At 40.7% G+C, this 18,748-nt stretch carries 17 protein-coding genes, 4 tRNA genes and 1 pseudogene; 20 read left to right on the forward strand and 2 right to left on the reverse strand.

Translation table 11 applies throughout. The annotated features are described in order from the left end of the window. Positions 1-13 precede the first annotated feature (13 nt). Both BHU72_RS14795 and BHU72_RS14800 read right to left on the reverse strand, forming a co-directional pair. The gene (locus tag BHU72_RS14795; protein ID WP_069703404.1) at positions 14-493 is read right to left on the reverse strand and encodes a DUF6194 family protein; all 480 of its coding nucleotides are present in this window, start codon (positions 491-493) and stop codon (positions 14-16) included. A 182-nt stretch (positions 494-675) separates the two neighbouring features. Then, the gene (locus BHU72_RS14800; protein WP_069703405.1) at positions 676-1,095 is read right to left on the reverse strand and encodes a VOC family protein; all 420 of its coding nucleotides are present in this window, start codon (positions 1,093-1,095) and stop codon (positions 676-678) included. A gap of 144 nt (positions 1,096-1,239) precedes the next feature. Here BHU72_RS14800 and BHU72_RS14805 point away from each other — a divergent pair, with 144 nt between their 5' ends. The 20 genes and pseudogenes from BHU72_RS14805 to yihA all read left to right on the forward strand — a co-directional run bounded on the left by BHU72_RS14805 (position 1,240) and on the right by yihA (position 18,709). Continuing rightward, entirely contained in the window at positions 1,240-1,557 is a 318-nt protein-coding gene (locus BHU72_RS14805; RefSeq protein ID WP_069703406.1) for a putative heavy metal-binding protein, read from the forward strand. Positions 1,558-1,813: 256 nt separating this feature from the next. After that, positions 1,814-2,341 (forward strand): DUF2179 domain-containing protein, encoded by a 528-nt coding sequence (locus tag BHU72_RS14810; RefSeq protein ID WP_069703407.1) that lies wholly within the window; start codon positions 1,814-1,816, stop codon positions 2,339-2,341. 100 nt (positions 2,342-2,441) lie between these two features. Beyond that, positions 2,442-3,257 carry a glutamate racemase gene (gene racE / locus BHU72_RS14815; protein WP_069703408.1) on the forward strand — a complete coding sequence of 272 codons (816 nt, stop codon included), beginning with the start codon at positions 2,442-2,444 and terminating at the stop codon, positions 3,255-3,257. Between the two features lies 1 nt (position 3,258). Next, positions 3,259-4,230: pseudogene (locus BHU72_RS16600) on the forward strand (2-hydroxyacyl-CoA dehydratase family protein); the annotation flags it as partial. A 126-nt stretch (positions 4,231-4,356) separates the two neighbouring features. Continuing rightward, positions 4,357-5,133 carry an acyl-CoA dehydratase activase gene (locus BHU72_RS16605; protein ID WP_254006246.1) on the forward strand — a complete coding sequence of 259 codons (777 nt, stop codon included), beginning with the start codon at positions 4,357-4,359 and terminating at the stop codon, positions 5,131-5,133. A 137-nt stretch (positions 5,134-5,270) separates the two neighbouring features. Next, entirely contained in the window at positions 5,271-6,338 is a 1,068-nt protein-coding gene (locus BHU72_RS14825) for a GerMN domain-containing protein (protein WP_069703410.1), read from the forward strand. 229 nt (positions 6,339-6,567) lie between these two features. Then, positions 6,568-7,362, forward strand: coding sequence for a ribonuclease PH (gene rph / locus BHU72_RS14830; protein ID WP_069703411.1), 795 nt, complete (start codon positions 6,568-6,570; stop codon positions 7,360-7,362). A 91-nt stretch (positions 7,363-7,453) separates the two neighbouring features. Next, positions 7,454-8,044: an XTP/dITP diphosphatase gene (locus BHU72_RS14835; protein WP_069703412.1), complete on the forward strand. Its 591-nt coding sequence runs from the start codon at positions 7,454-7,456 to the stop codon at positions 8,042-8,044. 42 nt (positions 8,045-8,086) lie between these two features. Further along, positions 8,087-8,163 (forward strand) — tRNA-Pro (locus tag BHU72_RS14840). A 20-nt stretch (positions 8,164-8,183) separates the two neighbouring features. Further along, positions 8,184-8,257, forward strand: a tRNA-Gly gene (locus BHU72_RS14845). Positions 8,258-8,263: 6 nt separating this feature from the next. Next, positions 8,264-8,340: transfer RNA gene (locus BHU72_RS14850), tRNA-Arg, on the forward strand. 5 nt (positions 8,341-8,345) lie between these two features. After that, a tRNA-His gene (locus BHU72_RS14855) sits at positions 8,346-8,421 on the forward strand. A 163-nt stretch (positions 8,422-8,584) separates the two neighbouring features. Beyond that, positions 8,585-9,916, forward strand: coding sequence for a CAP domain-containing protein (locus BHU72_RS14860; RefSeq protein WP_069703413.1), 1,332 nt, complete (start codon positions 8,585-8,587; stop codon positions 9,914-9,916). Positions 9,917-10,098: 182 nt separating this feature from the next. Next, positions 10,099-11,397, forward strand: a complete 1,299-nt coding sequence (gene tig / locus BHU72_RS14865; protein ID WP_069703414.1) for a trigger factor — start codon at positions 10,099-10,101, stop codon at positions 11,395-11,397. A gap of 70 nt (positions 11,398-11,467) precedes the next feature. After that, positions 11,468-12,058 carry an ATP-dependent Clp endopeptidase proteolytic subunit ClpP gene (gene clpP, locus BHU72_RS14870; protein WP_069703415.1) on the forward strand — a complete coding sequence of 197 codons (591 nt, stop codon included), beginning with the start codon at positions 11,468-11,470 and terminating at the stop codon, positions 12,056-12,058. A 15-nt stretch (positions 12,059-12,073) separates the two neighbouring features. Beyond that, positions 12,074-13,339, forward strand: a complete 1,266-nt coding sequence (gene clpX, locus BHU72_RS14875) for an ATP-dependent protease ATP-binding subunit ClpX (protein WP_069703416.1) — start codon at positions 12,074-12,076, stop codon at positions 13,337-13,339. 179 nt (positions 13,340-13,518) lie between these two features. Next, a complete protein-coding gene (locus BHU72_RS14880; RefSeq protein ID WP_069703417.1) occupies positions 13,519-13,710 on the forward strand; it encodes a ferritin-like domain-containing protein in 192 nt (63 codons plus the stop codon). Positions 13,711-13,926: 216 nt separating this feature from the next. After that, positions 13,927-15,606, forward strand: a complete 1,680-nt coding sequence (gene lonB / locus BHU72_RS14885) for an ATP-dependent protease LonB (RefSeq protein WP_301553553.1) — start codon at positions 13,927-13,929, stop codon at positions 15,604-15,606. 144 nt (positions 15,607-15,750) lie between these two features. After that, positions 15,751-18,102 carry an endopeptidase La gene (gene lon / locus BHU72_RS14890; RefSeq protein ID WP_069703419.1) on the forward strand — a complete coding sequence of 784 codons (2,352 nt, stop codon included), beginning with the start codon at positions 15,751-15,753 and terminating at the stop codon, positions 18,100-18,102. 1 nt (position 18,103) lies between these two features. Further along, positions 18,104-18,709, forward strand: coding sequence for a ribosome biogenesis GTP-binding protein YihA/YsxC (gene yihA, locus BHU72_RS14895; RefSeq protein WP_069703420.1), 606 nt, complete (start codon positions 18,104-18,106; stop codon positions 18,707-18,709). Positions 18,710-18,748 lie beyond the last annotated feature (39 nt).

The following is an 18,748-nucleotide window of genomic DNA, read 5'->3' on the forward strand; positions in this document are numbered from 1 at the left end:
CATTCATTGAAGTTTATTCGCTTGGAGTTTGTAACATGACTTTCTTAATACTGCGTTTATACTTCTCCAATGCATAATGATAGGATTCTTCCATGAATGGCTTTAATCGTTCGAAGGTTGCGGCTGATGGATTGATTACACAAATCCAACTCATCCATGCATAAATCGGGTGAGGCATAATGGTATCAAGTCCGGTGAAATCATAGGGCATATCGACAATATTTCCGGCACTAGGGCGAGCGGGAACGTGACCGAACAAGCGAATGAACGTCTCTTTTCTTATACCAATGTTTAAGCGGTAGACATTCTCTCTTGATAGATTGGACGAACGATCATTGGCGCCGTCCTTATCTTTGAATGTCAAAAGATAGATTCCGCGTTTCAGGGCACCATCAGGGTTATAGAAGATTCCCTCCTCGCCCCAATTCATCGCTCGTTTCGTACCAGGGAAATTCTCTAAACAGTAATTCATAATTTCATTCGGTTTAACCATTTGAGATAGCTCCTCTCCTGTAATATCTAGCGAAACAATCTGGTTTTAAAAACATAGTTGATAACGAATCAAGTTTAAATAAACTAAGCCGAAAGTACTCCAATTTAATACCTCTTGTAAAAATTAAAAGAGTATCGGTACTACATAAGCAGTTCCGATACCCATAAGAAGTATGATTAGGTTTAAGGTTTAGTTGCAACCTGCCAAGTGATACCGAACTTATCGATGCATCTGCCGTACAGCGGGCTGAAAAATGTCGGTTCTAGCTCCATATCAACACTTCCACCGGCTGCTAAGCCTGCAAAAACAGTCTTCGTTTCTTCTTGATTCGCACATTCAATCGAAAATGAGATAGCATTACCTAATGTACTCGGCGCGTGTGGTAGTGTATCTGAAAAACGTATGATATGGCCGTTTTTGCGTAATTCTGCATGCATGACCAAATTCTTCATATCCTCAGGAACTGGTGGGAATTTAGGGTTAGGAGGCACATCTCCAAAACGCAAAATTTGGCTTTCACCACCTAGAATGCTCTGATAAAATTTTACTGCTTCTGCACAATTGCCGTTAAAACTAATGTAAGGGATTATCCAATTACTCATACGACGCCTCTTTTCTTATGTATAATAAATATTCACGATTGGCCTTTTAAAATATTTGCCATCATAGAGATAATATAACACTTTCGGTTATAATAGAAAAGAAAATGAGTATACGTTACATATTAAGTTTTAGGAGGTTGGAAGATGATAATTACAACAACACAAAGTGTTGAAGGAAAGAAAATCACTGCGTATAAAGGGATTGTGTTCGGTGAAGTGATTACAGGTGTGAATTTCATTAAGGACTTCGCTGCAGGGCTTACGAACTTCTTCGGAGGTAGATCAGGATCTTACGAGGGAGAATTAGTACGCGCCAGGGAAGAAGCACTTGCTGAATTACAGAAGCGGGCTCAAGCGTTAGGCTGCAACGCGGTAGTTGGTATTGACATTGATTACGAAGTGCTAGGTCAAGGGAATATGTTAATGGTAACAGCATCAGGGACTGCGGTTGTCGTAGAGTAAAGGGGTCGCTATTTTGACTATATTCAATGAAGTCATAGAGGAAGAGAATCAACTCCCCATAGTATTACTATCAAGATGCTAGAAGACAATCTAGCATCTTTTTTCATACTTACATCTGTTTAGCTTCTGCATATGTTTAGCATTTTCAACTGTTTAGCATCTACATGGAAAAAATTATACAAAAAAGTTACAATGTACATAATATAAAAGTAACTATAAGAACGTTCGACTAAAATGTTTTACAAGGAGTGAGGCAATGAGTTTAATATTTGGGTATCTTTTCATATTTTTCGCAAGGGTTCTTGACGTTTCGATGGGTACAATCCGTGTCTTAATGCTAATGCGCGGGCAGAAATATTATGCTGCAGTCATTGGTTTCTTCGAGGTAATGATTTTCGTAGTGGTGCTAGGGAAGGTTGTTAATAGCTTAGATAATCCGATTAATATGATTATGTACGGACTCGGATTTGCCACAGGCAACATTGTTGGGGGAATCATTGAAGAGAAGCTAGCAGTTGGATTCGTGAATGTCCAAATCATTTCTAAAAGTTATAGTAAAGTCCTTACAGAGGTATTGCGCGGAGCGGGATATGGTGTTACTGTTATTGAGTCGCAAGGATGGGAAGGGGAGAGAGATATCTTAAACCTTCAGATTAAACGTAAGGATTTCCCAGAAGTAGAACGACTGATTATGGGGTCGGACCCGGAAGCTTTTGTAACAATTTTCGATGTACGGAGCGGCTTTGGTGGATATTTCAAACCTTCCATGCGCAAGAGAAAATAGGTAAAAAATGACCGCAAATCGATTATAACTAGAAGATATAACATGAGAATAAACAATAAATAGCACATTTCGTATGTAGGTATAGAAGGGATATGGGAGAATGAGTACTAAGCCAATCGGAGTATTGGATTCAGGGGTTGGAGGACTAACGGTAGTTAAGGAATTGATGCGTCAGCTCCCGCGTGAAAGCATTGTATATTATGGGGATACGGCCCATTGTCCTTATGGCATTCGAGATTTGGCGCAGGTTCGGGAATTTACGTTTCGTATTATCGAGTACTTAATCGAACAGGATGTCAAGATGATTGTAATCGCATGCAATACAGCAACGGCAGCGAGTATGAGTGAAGCTCGTCAGCGCTTTAATATCCCGATTATTGGTGTCATTCAGCCGGGTGTTCGTGCTGCAATCTCGGCGACGCGTAACAATCGCATTGGCGTCATCGGCACAGAAGGTACGATTAACAGTAATATCTATCAGAATATGTTGTTGAAAATCAACCCGAGTATGTTCGTGGCAAGTCAAGCGTGTCAGCCGTTCGTATCCTTAGTAGAGCAAAATCTAGTATATACCAAGGATGCTCGAAGACTGATAGCAGAATATATGGAGCCAATTAAGGTGCAACATGTCGATACGTTGATTCTAGGCTGTACTCACTATCCATTGATGGCGAATGCGATTAGCATGGTCATGGGGCCGGAGGTAGAGCTAATCAGCTCGGCAGAGGAAACGGCACGAGAAACAATCGCAGTATTATATCAGCATCATTTATTAAACTGGTCGGACGATCCAGCTACCCATATACCGACACATAAGTTCTATGTCAGTGGGCATACAAGGCCGTTCTCAGAAATGGGATCGCGTTGGCTGAACCGTACGATTTTAGCAGAACAAGTGACTTTAGGAGTTCGATAATATTATGAAGATTGGTTTAACAACCACAGTTCCAGTGGAAATTATATTAGCCAGCGGGAATATAGCTGTTGATGTCAATAATTTATTCGTGACAGCAGATAACCCGATGAAGTGTATTGAACATGCAGAAAAAACCGGCTATCCACGCACTTCCTGTAGCTGGATTAAGGGTTTATATGGAGCGATTCTTGAGCACCAGATTCAAAAGGTTATTGGAGTCATGGTCGGAGATTGCAGTTATACACATTCATTGATGGAGACATTAAAGACCCATGGAGTGGAAGCTATTCCTTTCGCCTATCCCTATGATCGTGATCAACAGGCGCTACGTCACGAAATGGACAAGCTTATGGGTGCTCTGGGGACGAACTGGGATGTAGTGATGAAAGTGAAAGAAGAACTCGACCGGCTGAGAAGGAAGGTTGTGGAGCTTGACCGACTGACATGGGAAGAAGGGAAAGTCACTGGCTTTGAGAATCATCTCTGGCAGGTATGCTGTAGCGATTTCCTATCAGACCCACAAGCGTTTGAAAAGCAACTGGATGAGTTATTAGAAGAGGTAAGGTCAAGGGTGCCCTTCAAGCAGGCGCTACGCATTGGCTATATTGGCGTGCCGCCAATCTTATCGGACTTATATGAATATCTTGAGGCAAACGGTGCATTCGTAGTGTTTAATGAAGTGCAACGGCAATTTGTCATGCCTTATTTCGTGGAAGACTTAGTGGAGCAGTATTCGCAATACACATACCCTTATGATGTGCATTTCCGCCTACAAGATATTAAGAAAGAGATTGAAAGGCGGAACCTAGATGGAATTGTGCATTACACGCAATCGTTCTGTCACCGTCAAATTGATGACATCGTATTTAAGAAATATATCGATCTTCCGATTTTGACCCTTGAGGCAGACCGTCCTGGTGCTGTAGATGCAAGGACGAAGATTCGCATTGATTCCTTTGTTGATATGCTAAAGCAAAAGAAAAAGCAAAGCAACGAGGTAATGGCGAATAGCTTTGGTCAAGGTGAGAATCTCACTAGAAATCTCACTAGAAATATCAGTAGAAGTCTCAACCACACCGGGAATCCAACGATTAGCACAATGACCACAACGCAAAAGCGCTTTTGTGGTATTGATTTGGGGAGTCGCAGTGTAAAGGTAGTGATTCTTTCCGAGCAGGGTGTAGAGGATGTCACTATGTACAATACAATAGATTTTTATCGTCAATTCGGCCGTAAGGTCAATGACGAGTTTAAAGTTGACTTCACGAAATTACAGCTACAAAATGTCGAAGGTATTACATCGACGGGATATGGAAGAAATACATTAAAACTAGCTGGTGCTAGTCAAATCGCAGAGCTTGAGGCACACCTTTTAGGGGCGATTTATCAGGTGGGATTGAAGGATTTCACATTGCTAGATTTAGGTGGACAGGATAGTAAGGTGATTCAGGTGCGAGATCATAAGATGGTTGATTTTATCACCAACGATAAATGTGCTGCAAGTTCAGGAAGATTTCTGGAAAATATGGCTACGGTACTTGGAATTCCTTTAGAAGATCTAGCGGAGCATTATGAGCATCCCGTCGAATTGAATGCCACTTGTGCGGTGTTCGGGGAGTCAGAGTTAATTGGGAAAATCTCCGAAGGCTATTCGAAAGAGGAATTAGCAGCAGGAATTAATGATACGATTGTCAAACGAGTCGAACCGCTATTATTAAAGCTACACAGTGATACGATTATTTTCACAGGTGGTGTGGCGAAGAATCAAGGAATCTACCAATTGTTAAAACAGCGCATGAACGCAGAGATTATTATTCCAGAATACCCTGAATTTAATGGAGCAATTGGCGCTGCATATAAGCAGTTTCATGATTAATAGGGCTAGTTTTTAAAATGAACAAGGTTTGCAAAAACTTTTAAAAGAATTTGTCTCACTTATTTTCAAAAATAAGAATAAAATCCATAAAGGCTCGTATACATGTTATGAGAACTGATGTGGAGGAGGCAAATAATATGAGAAATAGAAAATTGTGGTTATTATTGATGGCTACTGTCTTGACCTTTTCTTTAGTAGGGTGTGGTCTCTTTGGTCCAGAAAAGGAAGCAGGGAACTCAATTGATCCGCCACCGGATTTATCTATGATTCCAATTTTAGAACAAGGCGATTTAGTTACCAATGAAGGTGGTACATTTACTGTATCGGATATCATAGAATTAAGTGTTTACTTCGTCGACGGAAATGAAATGGTAGTGCCAATGGCAATCCAAATTCCTAAGGCGGAAGGAATTGCAAAAGAGACACTAAAGTATATGACTAAGGGCGGACCTGCATTAACTCAAATTGCAGGAACGAATCTAGTACCAGTGTTACCAGCGGGTACGCAAGTGTTAGGAATGGCAATTAACGAAGGTGTAGCAAGAGTAAATTTCAGCAAAGAATTCTTGAATTATGATACAAAAGCAGAAGAACGTAAAATGATAGAGGCAGTTGTTTGGACACTGACTGAGTTCCCGACAATTGATAGCGTACAATTTATGGTTGAGGGACAATTCCTAGAGGCAATGCCAGTTGGTGGAACGCCATTAACTGAGCCTGTGACTCGCTCGATGGGGATTAATGTTGAAGTATCAGGGCAGGCGAATATCAGTAGCCCAGCCCTGACTTCTCAGGTTACACTATATTTCCAAGCGGTAGATAGCATTGGTGAAATGTACTTCGTGCCTGTTACACGTGTTATTCCAAGAAATAGTAACCCATTAGAAGCAGTCGTACAAGAGACGTTAAAAGGTCCAATTCACGACTTCTTATTCTCAGCAACTGTTCCTACAACAAAGATTAACAAGTTAGATAAAAAGGGCACAACGTTACACATCGACTTCGATGATAAGTTAACTACATATGGTCCAGGGTCGCAAGGTGAGTTAAGTGTCATGCAATCACTGCTTCTTGGTTTAACAGAGGGGAAGGACATTGAGCAAGTGAAGATTACAATCAATGGCCAGGTACCTGTGTTAGCAGATAGCCCAGAAGCACAGCCGACTATGACGAGACCACAATTGATTAACAAAGTAGGTCTTTAGAATATACTCAAACTTTATAAGAAAACTATAATTAGTATTTACTATAAGTATATGGCTATTAGCATTCCCAAGGGGATGCTTTTCTTGCTTTATTAGGTAAACGCATGCTCTTCGCGAAAGCATGGCGAAAGACAGTTTACTTATTCCGTTATACAAACATTAAATATTTTATGGAATATTATTGATATTTGGGGTAGAGTAAATAGGGAGCAAACTTAGGAGGGCGAACATGGAAAAGGAACGTAACGATGGAAGAGATATATGTGAAATACGGCCTGTAAAAATTACGCGAAATTATATCAAACATGCGGAAGGTTCCGTGTTAATAGAAATTGGAGATACGAAGGTCATATGTACAGCAACGGTGGAAGAGAAAGTTCCTCCTTTCCTACGTGGACAAGGAAAAGGATGGATTTCTGCGGAGTACTCGATGCTGCCAAGGGCGACACAAGTGCGCACAATTCGTGAAGCAGCTAAAGGGAAGCTTGGCGGAAGAACAATGGAAATCCAACGTTTAATTGGTCGTGCCCTACGTTCTGTAGTTGTGCTTGAGCAACTAGGAGAGCGGACGATTTGGATTGATTGTGATGTCATTCAAGCAGATGGCGGAACACGTACAGCGTCGATTACTGGCGCGTATGTTGCATTGATTGATGCACTATATAGCATCTATAAGAAAGGGTTGCTATCTTTTATTCCTGTGACGGACTTCCTATCGGCTACAAGTGTAGGAATCATTAATAACGTTCCTGTGTTAGACTTATGCTATATAGAAGATTCTGCGGCACAAGTCGATATGAATGTGGTAATGACAGGACAAGGTAAATACGTAGAAGTACAAGGGACTGGCGAAGAACATCCTTTTTCAGCGAGTGAGTTAGCGGTCTTATTAGATTCTGCGCAAAAGGGTTGTAAAATCCTTAATGATATTCAACGTGCAGCACTTGATCCAGAAGCAGTGGAGCTTATCGATAAAGTAGTGAGCGGAGAGATTAACTTTGCACCAAAAGCCACAGAATCTTAAAGAAAGCTTAGTTCGGAGCTTGGCAGTACAAAAATCCCGCTTGTAAGAGTGGTGAGACTACATAACTATATTCAATTAGGGAGAACTAGATATGAAGGTTGTCTTAGCAACGAAAAACAAAGGCAAAGTAAAAGAATTCAATCATTATCTTGGACACTTAGGATGGACTGTTGTCAGCATGGATGAATATCCAGAAATCCCTGAAATTATCGAAGATGGTTTGACGTTTGAAGCGAACGCAGTGAAAAAGGCAGTGACGGTCATGCAAGCGACTGGACTCCCTACTTTAGCAGATGATTCGGGGATTACTGTTGACGTGTTAGATGGAAGGCCGGGGGTTTACTCTGCTAGATTCGCTGGTCATAACGCGCAAGATGAAGAGAATAACCAGACGTTATTACGGGAGCTAAGTGATGTCCCTGATGAGCAACGGACAGCTAGTTTTGTATGCTGTATTGCTTACATCGCGCCTGATATGGACGAGGCACTTACGTTTCAAGGAGAATGTAAGGGTGTAGTGCTGAAAGCTCCGCAAGGGGGTCAAGGCTTTGGATATGATCCGTTATTCTTCGTACCAACGGAAGGGAAAACGATGGCGGAACTAGGTGTAGAACGCAAGAATGAAATAAGTCATCGAGCAATGGCATTATTAGAAATGAAAAATTTCTTTCAAAAACATTGACAAGTAATGTCGTGCGTGATACAATGAATCTTGTCGCTGTTACGGGGTATAGCTCAGTTTGGTAGAGTGCTTGGCTTGGGACCAAGAGGCCGGGGGTTCAAATCCCTCTGCCCCGACCATGCAAGATTAGATATAAGTTGCGGGTGTAGTTCAATGGTAGAACACTAGCCTTCCAAGCTAGATGCGTGGGTTCGATTCCCATCACCCGCTCCATAATATGTGTCAGTAGCTCAGCTGGATAGAGCAACGGCCTTCTAAGCCGTAGGTCGGGGGTTCGAATCCCTCCTGACACGCCATCGTGGTGGTTGTGGCGAAGTGGTCAACGCACCGGATTGTGGCTCCGGCACTCGGGGGTTCAAGTCCCCTCAATCACCCCACTAAATAATGCTTACTATTTTATAATAGTAAGCATTATTTTTTTTGTTTGCAGGAAAATTTACGTAATTCATAGAACAATAGGAGTGAATATTTTAGATTGGAATATATATAGTAGAAGTTTTCACAAGTAGGCTTTCATTAAATAGCCAAAGGAGAGATGAGATGGGAGCTTGTCCTAATTGTCATCAAATTTTAACGATTAAATTGGAGAAATGTCCATTTTGTGATTATCCTTTATCTCGAGCACAAGTTGCAAATCAGCACATAAACTCCATGGAAGAGCGGCTACAATCTACGGAAGAAGATCGTCATAATATATTAGATGAAACAGCCGTAGTTGAAGCTGTCATAGATGAGACGGTCATTGAAAATGCTATGCCTACAGAGGAAATTCGCTATAAGAAAACCAAGTTATTGATAGGGACTCTGTGGTTATTAGGATTATTATGGGCTACTTATTGGATCACAATGCAAAGACAAGAAGCTCAAAAAATAGCTGTCATAGCAATAGAGCAATTGAATGTAGAAACAAGGGCTGCTTTTCGAGAAGAGCAGGAGCAAGTAATCCAGAAAATCCCTCTGAAATTCTACATGGAGGGCATTGATAGGGGAATCGTTATTGGCGAGTCGGTCGATAATCTTATTGCTATATTAGGTGAGCCAAACCGCAAAGATTTAAGTCCATACGGTTATACGTGGTGGATTTACAACCAAGATTATACCCGCTATTTTCAAGTGGGAGTGCAAAACGATAAAGTGGTTAGTGTATACAGTAATGCCGATGGATGGAGCTTTCACTCGCTCAAAATTGGATTAACGATGGATGAAATTCAAGCGATTTACCCTCTAAAGGATGCAGTATCGTTTGATCATAGGGACTCGAACTTCTACTTGAGGGTCAAAGAATCTACTGAAGGCATGAAGTATCTCGTGATTGACGGAGATTTAGCTATTGAAATATATCTCGATATTCATAATGAAAATCGATTGACGAGTATCCGTTTGAGTGATCATGCGACACTTCTAGCTACTGGCGGGTATACAATGGAATGGACGTACCTTAGAAACACTGCCCCAGAGATTAAACCACCGACACCAACGACAGAAGAACAAGAGATGGCGAATAAGGCTCAAGAGCTTCAAATTTTAGATCTTACGAATAGCATTCGCGTACGACATCAACTACAGCCATTAGTGATGAATGCAAAAGTATCGGATGTTGCTCGCGGTCACGCACGGGATATGATACAAAATAATTTTTTTGCTCATGAATCGCCAAAGAATGGGAAGTTATTGAATCGTTTTGAAAAAGCGAACATTCCTTTTTCTATGATTGCCGAGAACATAGCGGCTGGGCAGCAGGATGCGATTGAGGCGGTAGAAGCATGGATGAATAGCGAAGGTCATCGTATCAATGTACTCAATGGGGATTATGTGGAACTTGGGGTCGGAGTCATTGAAAGGCACTATGCACAGAATTTCTTGCAACCATAATTTTTCCAACTGAATACCACTATAAAAGTTTGGCTACAATGATTGCTATAATGAATTGTGAGGGAATATACACAATCATTTGAAAAAGAAATTGGTTATGTTATAATATAATGGTTATATTTGAAAACAGAATCTGATTACATATACGATGTAGGCAGTAATTTAAGGAGGATTTTATTGTAATGAGTGTAAAATGGGAGAAAGTTGATACAAACAAGGTTAAGTTAGAAATCGAAGCAAGTGCAGAAGTGGTTAACAAAGGTTTAGATTTTGCATTTAAAAAAGTAGTAGGAAAAGTAAACGTTCCAGGTTTTAGAAAGGGTAAAGTACCTCGTGGAATTTTCGAGCAAAAGTTCGGAGTAGAATCATTATACAATGATGCTCTTGATCATATTTTACCAGAAGTTTATGAAAATGCTGTAAAAGAGTCAGGGATTGTTCCTGTTGGAAAGCCAGACATCGAAATCGAAGACATGGCGAAAGACCAACCACTTCGTCTGACAATTGAAGTATTCGTAAAGCCTGAAGCTCAACTTGGCGCATACAAAGGCCAAGAGTTAAAGGAAGAAGTAAAGTTTGAAGTGACAGAAGAAGAAATCAATAAAGAGTTAGATACATACAGAGAGCGTAATGCACAGCTAGAAGTTGTTGAAGATGGCGAAGTACAAGATGGCGATCATACGAAAATTGACTTTGAAGGTTTCAAAGATGAGGTACCTTTCTCAGGTGGTAAGGGTTCTGATTACCCTCTAGAAATTGGATCTGGTAGCTTTATCCCAGGTTTTGAAGAGCAGTTAATTGGCATGAAGTTAAATGAGGAGAAAGACATTAGCGTTAATTTCCCAGAAGAGTATCATGCTGCTGAACTTGCTGGAGCACCTGTAGTATTCAAGGTGAAAATTAACGAAATTAAGCGCAAGAATGTTCCTGCACTAGATGACGAATTAGCTAAAGACGTAAGCGAATTTGAAACTCTTGCTGAATTAAAGCAAGATATTGAGAATAAGCTAAAGGTTAAGAAAGAAGCAGAAGAGAAGGACTACAAGCGTGACTTAGCAGTGAATAAGGCTGTTGAAAATGCTACGGTAGAAATTCCTGAGCCGATGATCGAGTCAGAGACGCAAATGATGGTAGAAGACTTTGAGCGCCGTTTACAATACCAAGGCATGAATTTAGAACTTTATAGCCGTTACACTGGCCAAACGAAGGAAGACTTGGAAAAGCAATTTACAGCTGATGCTGAAAAGCGCGTTCGTACACAATTAGTTCTAGATGCAATCTCTAAAGCGGAGAACGTGGAAGTATCGGAAGCTGAAATCGAAGAAGAAGTTGCTAAGATTGCTGAAATGTACAAGAAGGAAGTTGCTGAAGTAAAATCAGTACTTGAAAAGCAAGGGAACCTTGATTCATTGAAGGATGAGATTGCGATTCGCAAAACTGTGGAGTTCTTAGTAGAGAATAACACATATATTAAAGAGTAATTTCTGTTAATGGTGTAAAATACACATACAGGGATAGAATATAAAAACGCGTTAATAGGAGGGCTCAGATATGAATTTAGTTCCTATGGTCGTAGAACAGACGGGTCGTGGCGAAAGAGCTTACGATATTTATTCACGATTATTAAAAGATCGTATAATATTTCTAGGAAGTGCTATCGATGATAACGTGGCGAACTCCATTGTTGCACAGTTATTATTCCTTGCAGCCGAGGACCCAGATAAAGACATTAGTCTATATATCAACAGTCCAGGTGGTTCGGTTTCAGCAGGCCTAGCGATCTATGACACAATGCAGTATATTAAACCACATGTGTCTACTATATGCATTGGCATAGCTGCTAGTATGGGAGCATTTCTATTGGCAGCCGGTCAAAAAGGTAAGCGTTTCGCGTTACCAAATAGCGAAATCCTAATTCACCAACCACTTGGTGGAGTGAAGGGTCAAGCATCTGATATTAAGATCCACGCAGAGCATATTCTTAAGACTAGAGATCGTCTAAACAAAATATTAGCGGAAAGAACAGGTCAAACCCTTGAGAAAATCGAGAAGGACACTGATCGCGATAATATTATGGATGCGGTTGAAGGAAAAGAGTACGGTTTAGTGGACGAGGTGATTTTCCCTAAAGAAGCAAAGTAAAGGAGTGAATTCTCGATGTTAAAATTTAATGACGAAAAGGGACAGTTAAAGTGTTCTTTTTGTGGCAAAACCCAAGAACAAGTCCGCAAATTAGTTGCAGGCCCTGGGGTTTATATATGTGATGAATGCATCGAGTTATGCACTGAAATAGTAGAAGAGGAGCTAGGTAGTGAAGAGGAATTTCAACTAAAAGAAGTTCCGAAGCCTACGGAAATCCGCGATGTTTTAGATCAATATGTCATTGGTCAAGAAAATGCAAAGAAAACTTTGGCAGTTGCTGTCTATAACCACTACAAGAGAATCAACTCAGTGCAAAAAAATGATGATGTGGAACTACAAAAGAGTAACATCTTATTGGTAGGTCCTACGGGAAGCGGGAAAACATTATTAGCGCAAACAATGGCTAAGATTCTCGACGTACCGTTCGCAATCGCAGACGCTACTAGTTTAACGGAAGCGGGTTACGTTGGGGAAGACGTGGAGAACATTCTTCTGAAACTAATCCAAGCGGCAGACTATGATGTAGAGAAAGCAGAACGCGGCATTATATATATCGATGAGATTGATAAGATTGCTCGTAAGTCTGAGAATCCTTCGATTACTCGTGATGTATCTGGTGAGGGTGTACAACAAGCAATTCTGAAAATCCTTGAAGGTACAACTGCTAGTGTTCCACCACAAGGTGGGCGCAAGCATCCACATCAGGAATTCATCCAAATCGACACAACGAATATCCTGTTTATATGTGGCGGAGCGTTTGATGGCTTAGAGTCCATTATTAAGCGCCGTATGGGTAAAAAGGCAATTGGTTTTGGTGCAGAAGTGAAGACCGTTGTAGAGGACAAGAAGGAGAACATGCTTAAGAATGTTTTACCTGAGGATCTATTGAAATTCGGTTTAATTCCGGAATTCATTGGACGATTACCAGTCATCTCAACTCTTGAAAACCTTGATGAAGATGCATTGATTCGTATTTTAACAGAGCCTAAGAATGCCCTTGTGAAGCAATATAAGAGACTACTTGAATTAGACGGAGTAGAATTGGAATTCGCGCAGGATGCATTGGTGGAGGTAGCGAAGCAGGCAATCCAACGTAAGACGGGTGCCCGTGGTTTACGCTCTATCTTAGAAGGTATTATGCTTGATGTGATGTACGAAGTTCCTTCTCGTGAAGATGTTGGGAAGTGCTTAATCAACAAGGATGTAGTTACAGGCGGGCAAAAGCCTGAACTGGTTGCACCAACAACTAAGAAGAAAAAGAAAAAGGAAGAGACTGCGTAAGCAAATCTCTCCTACATGATAAGAGAAAGCACTGTATTCGTACAGTGCTTTTTTTATTTGCACAGAATTTAGATATTTAATCTGAAATGCATATGCTACATATGTCGTTACATAAAAAATGAAGTCGCAATATACAATATACATGACGTTCTGATTATCTACACATAAGGGGGATTAAAATGTCTAAAATGGAAAATATGCTAAAAGATGCATTGCAAATGGAGCAGGAACATATCACTCGTTATCATACATTTGCACAAAACGCAGATGATGCTGGTGACACGGGGCTGGCAAGATTTTTTCAAAACTTAGCGACAGCTAGGGAAAAGCATATGACAGAAATCCGCAAACAGTTAGAAATTTATAGTTAGCACAGTCAATAATAATGGAGAGAGCTATGTCAATGACGCATAACTTTCTCTTTTTTTTATCTAAAAACTTCTATACATGAGACCTAATGATACATTGGAAAAAGAATGCAATGAAAATAGAATTTATTGTTTATCTATGAAGGATTAGGAAATAATACATATAGGATTTACCAATTCGGTAAACGATGACAAAAGCATCTAGGAGGATTTATGAATATGACACTGATTTCAATTATTGGTTTTGTCCAGGCGTTTTTTGCAATCGTCATTGGATTGTACTTTTGGAACTTGTTGAGGTCACAACGATCCAATCGAAGTGCCGTTGAGAGAGAATCGAAGAAAGAATTAGAGAAATTACAAAACTTACGATCCATTTCTTTATCTGAACCATTATCTGAAAAAACAAGACCAACAAAATTCTCGGAAATTATTGGACAAACGGATGGTCTACGCTCCCTTCGCGCTGCGTTATGCGGACCAAATCCTCAGCACGTCATTATCTATGGTCCACCAGGGGTAGGGAAAACTGCTGCTGCCAGACTTGTACTTGAAGAAGCAAAAATGAACGCAGAATCTCCGTTCTTAGAAACTGCAAAATTTACTGAAGTGGATGCCACTACTGCGCGCTTCGATGAAAGAGGAATCGCTGATCCATTGATTGGTTCTGTCCACGACCCGATTTATCAAGGGGCAGGAGCGATGGGTATGGCGGGTATCCCGCAGCCAAAGTATGGTGCCGTTACTAAGGCCCATGGAGGCGTACTATTTATTGATGAAATTGGAGAATTACATCCAATCCAAATGAATAAGTTATTGAAGGTACTTGAAGATCGTAAGGTATTTCTTGAAAGTGCTTATTATAGTTCGGAGAATACGAATATCCCGAGTCACGTTCATGATATTTTCCAAAATGGCTTGCCAGCGGATTTCCGTATGGTGGGTGCAACTACAAGAACTGCGGATGAGATTCCCCCGGCGATTCGTTCACGTTGCTTGGAAATTTTCTTCCGTTCATTATTGCCGCATGAAATTGCACTGATAGCGAGAAATGCAGTAGACAAAATAGAATTTACGATTGATGAAAAAGGAATCGAAGTCGTATCTCAATATGCTACCAATGGTCGTGAAGCTGTAAACATTATTCAAATTTCGGCTGGACTTGCGATTGCAGATGCGCGTAAGCATATTAAAGCTGCAGATGTCGAGTGGGTCGTGCATAACAGCCAGATTTCACCACGACAAGAAAAGCGCATTCAGAACAAGCCACAGGTTGGGTATGTCAACGGACTAGCCGTGTATGGTCCTAATATGGGTACGATTCTTGAGGTAGAAGTATCTGCAATTCCTGTAATTAGTGGTCGCAAAGGTGAAATTACAGTTACGGGTTTAATTGAAGAGGAATCGATTGGTGGCGGAAAGCGCACGGTGACTCGTAAGAGTATGGCGAAAGGATCCGTTGAAAACGTAATGACGGTGCTTCGCAAATACCTTCACGTGGATGCGAGTCAATTTGATATCCATGTCAATTTTCCTGGGGGAATTCCAATCGATGGACCTTCTGCTGGTGTAACAATCGCTACGGGTATTTATTCAGCTATTAAAAATCTTCCGATTGCAAATACTATTGCAATGACTGGAGAAATCAGCATTCATGGCAAAGTTATGCCTGTTGGTGGCGTAATTTCTAAAGTGGAAGCGGCTAAACTTGCTGGTGTGAAAAAGGTATTTATACCGAAAGAGAACTGGCAAGAAATTTTTGCAGATGTTAAGGGCATCGAAGTAATTCCTGTAGAACGTTTAGTGGATGTATTAGATCAAGTTTTCGAACAGACCCAGGACGAGCCGATTGGAATCCCAGTTCCTACAGGAGAAATATTAACTGCATCAACAATCTAATAAGTGTAATTCCATCGGAAGTTAGTTTTCTTTAAAATCGCTTTAATATTAGACAAAGCATATTTTTTCAGTTAAAATGTTAAACAGACCTTGAAACAATTTTTACTAGTTCTATAGCATAAGGTTTGGAAAGAGGGGAGAATTATGGCATTAGAGAATAAAAATAAAACCCTACCGGTTATGCCACTTCGCGGCCTCATCGTCTACCCAAGTATGGTGTTACATCTCGACGTAGGTCGTGAAAAATCAATTCGAGCGTTAGAAAAAGCAATGGTTGAGGACAGTCTGATTCTACTTGTTTCTCAAAAAGATGTTCAGATAGATGAACCTGAAATAGAAGAAATTTTCCATATGGGAACGATTGCGAAAGTTCGCCAAATGCTAAAGCTTCCTAATGATACGATTCGCGTACTAGTGGAAGGATTAGACCGCGCGCGTATTGTGGAATTCGTGGATAATGATGAATATTTTGAAGCTAATTATGAAGTAATGGAAGATAGTAATGACGATAAGTTAGAGACAGAAGCGTTAATGCGCTTAGTACTTGCTCAATTCGAGCAATACATAAAAATGTCAAAGAAGATTAGTCAAGAGACCCTATCGACCATTAGTGACATCGAAGAACCAGGAAGATTAGCGGATTTAATTGGTTCTCATTTGAGTTTGAAATTAAAGGACAAACAAGAGCTTTTAGAGACTCCAGATGTAGTACAACGCTTAGAGAAAATTCATGAAATCCTGAATAATGAGCGTGAAGTTCTTGAACTTGAAAAGAAAATCAGTCAACGCGTCAAGAAACAAATGGAGAAAACGCAAAAAGAGTATTATTTGCGTGAACAAATGAAAGCGATTCAGAAAGAGCTTGGGGAAAAGGAAAGCCGTGTTCAAGAAGGTATGGAACTGCGTGAGAAATTAGCAGCGAAAAATCTTCCTGAAAACATTAAAGAAAAGGTTATTAAGGAAATTGAACGTTTAGAAAAAATGCCACAAAGTTCAGCAGAAGGTACAGTTGCGCGTAATTACGTGGAATGGCTATTAGATGTACCTTGGTCAGAAGAAACAGAAGGTACTATTGAAATCAAAGAATGTGAGAAAATCCTGAACGAAGACCACTATGGACTCGATAAAGTCAAGGAGAGAATCCTTGAGTATCTTGCTGTCCAACAGATGGTGGGTAAGCTGAAAGGGCCGATTATATGCTTTGTAGGACCGCCAGGGGTAGGTAAGACTTCCTTTGCGAAGTCCATTGCACGTTCTATTAACCGCAAGTTCGTACGTATATCCTTAGGTGGAGTACGTGATGAAGCAGAAATTCGCGGTCATCGTAGAACGTATATAGGCTCTATGCCAGGACGTATCATGCAAGGCATGAAAACTGCTGGCACTATCAATCCAGTGTTCTTACTCGATGAAATCGATAAAATGAGCATGGATTTCCGTGGCGACCCATCTGCTGCATTGTTAGAAGTACTAGATCCAGAGCAAAATAACACGTTTAGTGACCATTATATTGAAATACCATACGACTTATCGAAGGTTATGTTTATCACCACTGCGAACAGCATTAGTGGAATTCCTAGACCATTATTAGACCGTATGGAGTTAGTGCAAATTCCTGGTTATACGGAACTTGAGAAGAAGAAAATTGCTGAGGGGTATTTACTTCCTAAACAATTGAGAGAGCACGGTTTAACCAAAGACCAAGTGCGCATTAACGAAGAAGTTGTGGAGAAGGTCATTCGTGAGTATACTCGCGAAGCAGGTGTACGTAACTTAGAAAGACAATTAGCAAACCTGTGTAGAAAAGCTGCAAAAATTCTTGTTTCTCGCGAGAAGAAGAGAGTGCAGTATACCGCTGCCAACTTAAGTAAGTATCTTGGTGCATCACGATTCCGTTTTGGTCTTGCTGAGAAGGAAGACCAGGTTGGTGTAGCAACAGGACTAGCATGGACGGAGATGGGTGGAGATATTCTATCTATCGAAGTCGCTATTACGAAGGGCAAAGGCAAGCTAACATTAACGGGTAAGCTTGGTTCTGTCATGCAAGAATCAGCCCAGGCAGCCTTCAGCTATATTCGCTCTCGTAGCGATGCGTTGAAGATTGAATCGGATTTCTATGAAAAGTACGATGTGCATATTCACGTTCCAGAAGGGGCCACTCCGAAAGATGGACCTTCTGCGGGTATCTCAATGGCAACAGCGATGGTTTCTGCTTTTACAGGGATTCCAATTGCTAAAGAAGTTGCTATGACTGGTGAAATCACACTTAGAGGTAGGGTGTTACCAATCGGTGGAGTAAAGGAAAAGATCCTAAGTGCCCATCGCTCTGGTATTACAACAGTACTGCTTCCGAAAGAGAATGAAAAGGATTTAGAGGATGTTCCAGAAAGTGTACGTAAGACAATAAAAGTACATTTAGTTGAGCATTTGGATGAAGTCTTAAAGCTGGCACTACGTCCAGGAAAAGATGCTAGTACGACAATTGAGGTGAAATAGTATGAAAGTAACAAAAGCTGAAATTGTTATTTCTGCTGTCCAGCCTGAACAATATCCGACACTACAAGTTCCAGAAGTCGCGTTAATCGGTCGCTCGAATGTGGGCAAATCGTCGTTTATCAACACATTGATCCATCGGAAGAATCTTGCGAGAACAAGTTCTCAGCCAGGAAAGACGCAAACGTTGAACTTCTATTTAATCAATGAAATGATGCATTTTGTAGATTTACCAGGCTATGGGTATGCAAAGGTATCGAAGAGTAAGCGCGAAGAATGGGGCAACATGATTGAAACCTACTTAACAACGCGTGAACAACTAAGAACTGTATTCCATGTCATCGACTTGCGCCATCCACCATCGAAGAATGATATATTAATGTATGAGTGGTTATGCCACTTTGATATTCCACATGAAGTCATCGCAACCAAGCAAGACAAATTGCCGAAGACTCATGTTCCTCGACATGCGAAAGTCATTCGTGAAGAATTAGGCATGCCGAAAGGGAAACATCCAATCCTTTTTTCCAGTGAGACTGGGCTTGGCAAAGAAGAAGTATGGAAGGTCATCTATAGCGCCTGCGATATACGACCGAATTTAGATGTATAGCAATCATCTACTGTACAATTAAACACGCATGATGATTAA

Source organism: Desulfuribacillus stibiiarsenatis (assembly GCF_001742305.1).
Classification (GTDB): Bacteria; Bacillota; Bacilli; order Desulfuribacillales; family Desulfuribacillaceae; genus Desulfuribacillus_A; species Desulfuribacillus_A stibiiarsenatis.

What these genes read in the sequence shown, in the direction of transcription:
- clpX (WP_069703416.1), top strand. Translation starts at nt 12,074, where the DNA reads ATGTTAAAATTTAATGACGAAAAGGGACAGTTAAAGTGTTCTTTTTGT.
- BHU72_RS14805 (WP_069703406.1), top strand. Translation starts at nt 1,240, where the DNA reads ATGATAATTACAACAACACAAAGTGTTGAAGGAAAGAAAATCACTGCG.
- BHU72_RS14800 (WP_069703405.1), bottom strand. Translation starts at nt 1,095, where the DNA reads ATGAGTAATTGGATAATCCCTTACATTAGTTTTAACGGCAATTGTGCA.
- lon (WP_069703419.1), top strand. Translation starts at nt 15,751, where the DNA reads ATGGCATTAGAGAATAAAAATAAAACCCTACCGGTTATGCCACTTCGC.
- BHU72_RS14810 (WP_069703407.1), top strand. Translation starts at nt 1,814, where the DNA reads ATGAGTTTAATATTTGGGTATCTTTTCATATTTTTCGCAAGGGTTCTT.
- BHU72_RS14835 (WP_069703412.1), top strand. Translation starts at nt 7,454, where the DNA reads ATGAAGGTTGTCTTAGCAACGAAAAACAAAGGCAAAGTAAAAGAATTC.
- rph (WP_069703411.1), top strand. Translation starts at nt 6,568, where the DNA reads ATGGAAAAGGAACGTAACGATGGAAGAGATATATGTGAAATACGGCCT.
- BHU72_RS14860 (WP_069703413.1), top strand. Translation starts at nt 8,585, where the DNA reads ATGGGAGCTTGTCCTAATTGTCATCAAATTTTAACGATTAAATTGGAG.
- lonB (WP_301553553.1), top strand. Translation starts at nt 13,927, where the DNA reads ATGACACTGATTTCAATTATTGGTTTTGTCCAGGCGTTTTTTGCAATC.
- BHU72_RS14795 (WP_069703404.1), bottom strand. Translation starts at nt 493, where the DNA reads ATGGTTAAACCGAATGAAATTATGAATTACTGTTTAGAGAATTTCCCT.
- racE (WP_069703408.1), top strand. Translation starts at nt 2,442, where the DNA reads ATGAGTACTAAGCCAATCGGAGTATTGGATTCAGGGGTTGGAGGACTA.
- BHU72_RS16605 (WP_254006246.1), top strand. Translation starts at nt 4,357, where the DNA reads ATGACCACAACGCAAAAGCGCTTTTGTGGTATTGATTTGGGGAGTCGC.
- yihA (WP_069703420.1), top strand. Translation starts at nt 18,104, where the DNA reads ATGAAAGTAACAAAAGCTGAAATTGTTATTTCTGCTGTCCAGCCTGAA.
- BHU72_RS14825 (WP_069703410.1), top strand. Translation starts at nt 5,271, where the DNA reads ATGAGAAATAGAAAATTGTGGTTATTATTGATGGCTACTGTCTTGACC.
- clpP (WP_069703415.1), top strand. Translation starts at nt 11,468, where the DNA reads ATGAATTTAGTTCCTATGGTCGTAGAACAGACGGGTCGTGGCGAAAGA.
- tig (WP_069703414.1), top strand. Translation starts at nt 10,099, where the DNA reads ATGAGTGTAAAATGGGAGAAAGTTGATACAAACAAGGTTAAGTTAGAA.
- BHU72_RS14880 (WP_069703417.1), top strand. Translation starts at nt 13,519, where the DNA reads ATGTCTAAAATGGAAAATATGCTAAAAGATGCATTGCAAATGGAGCAG.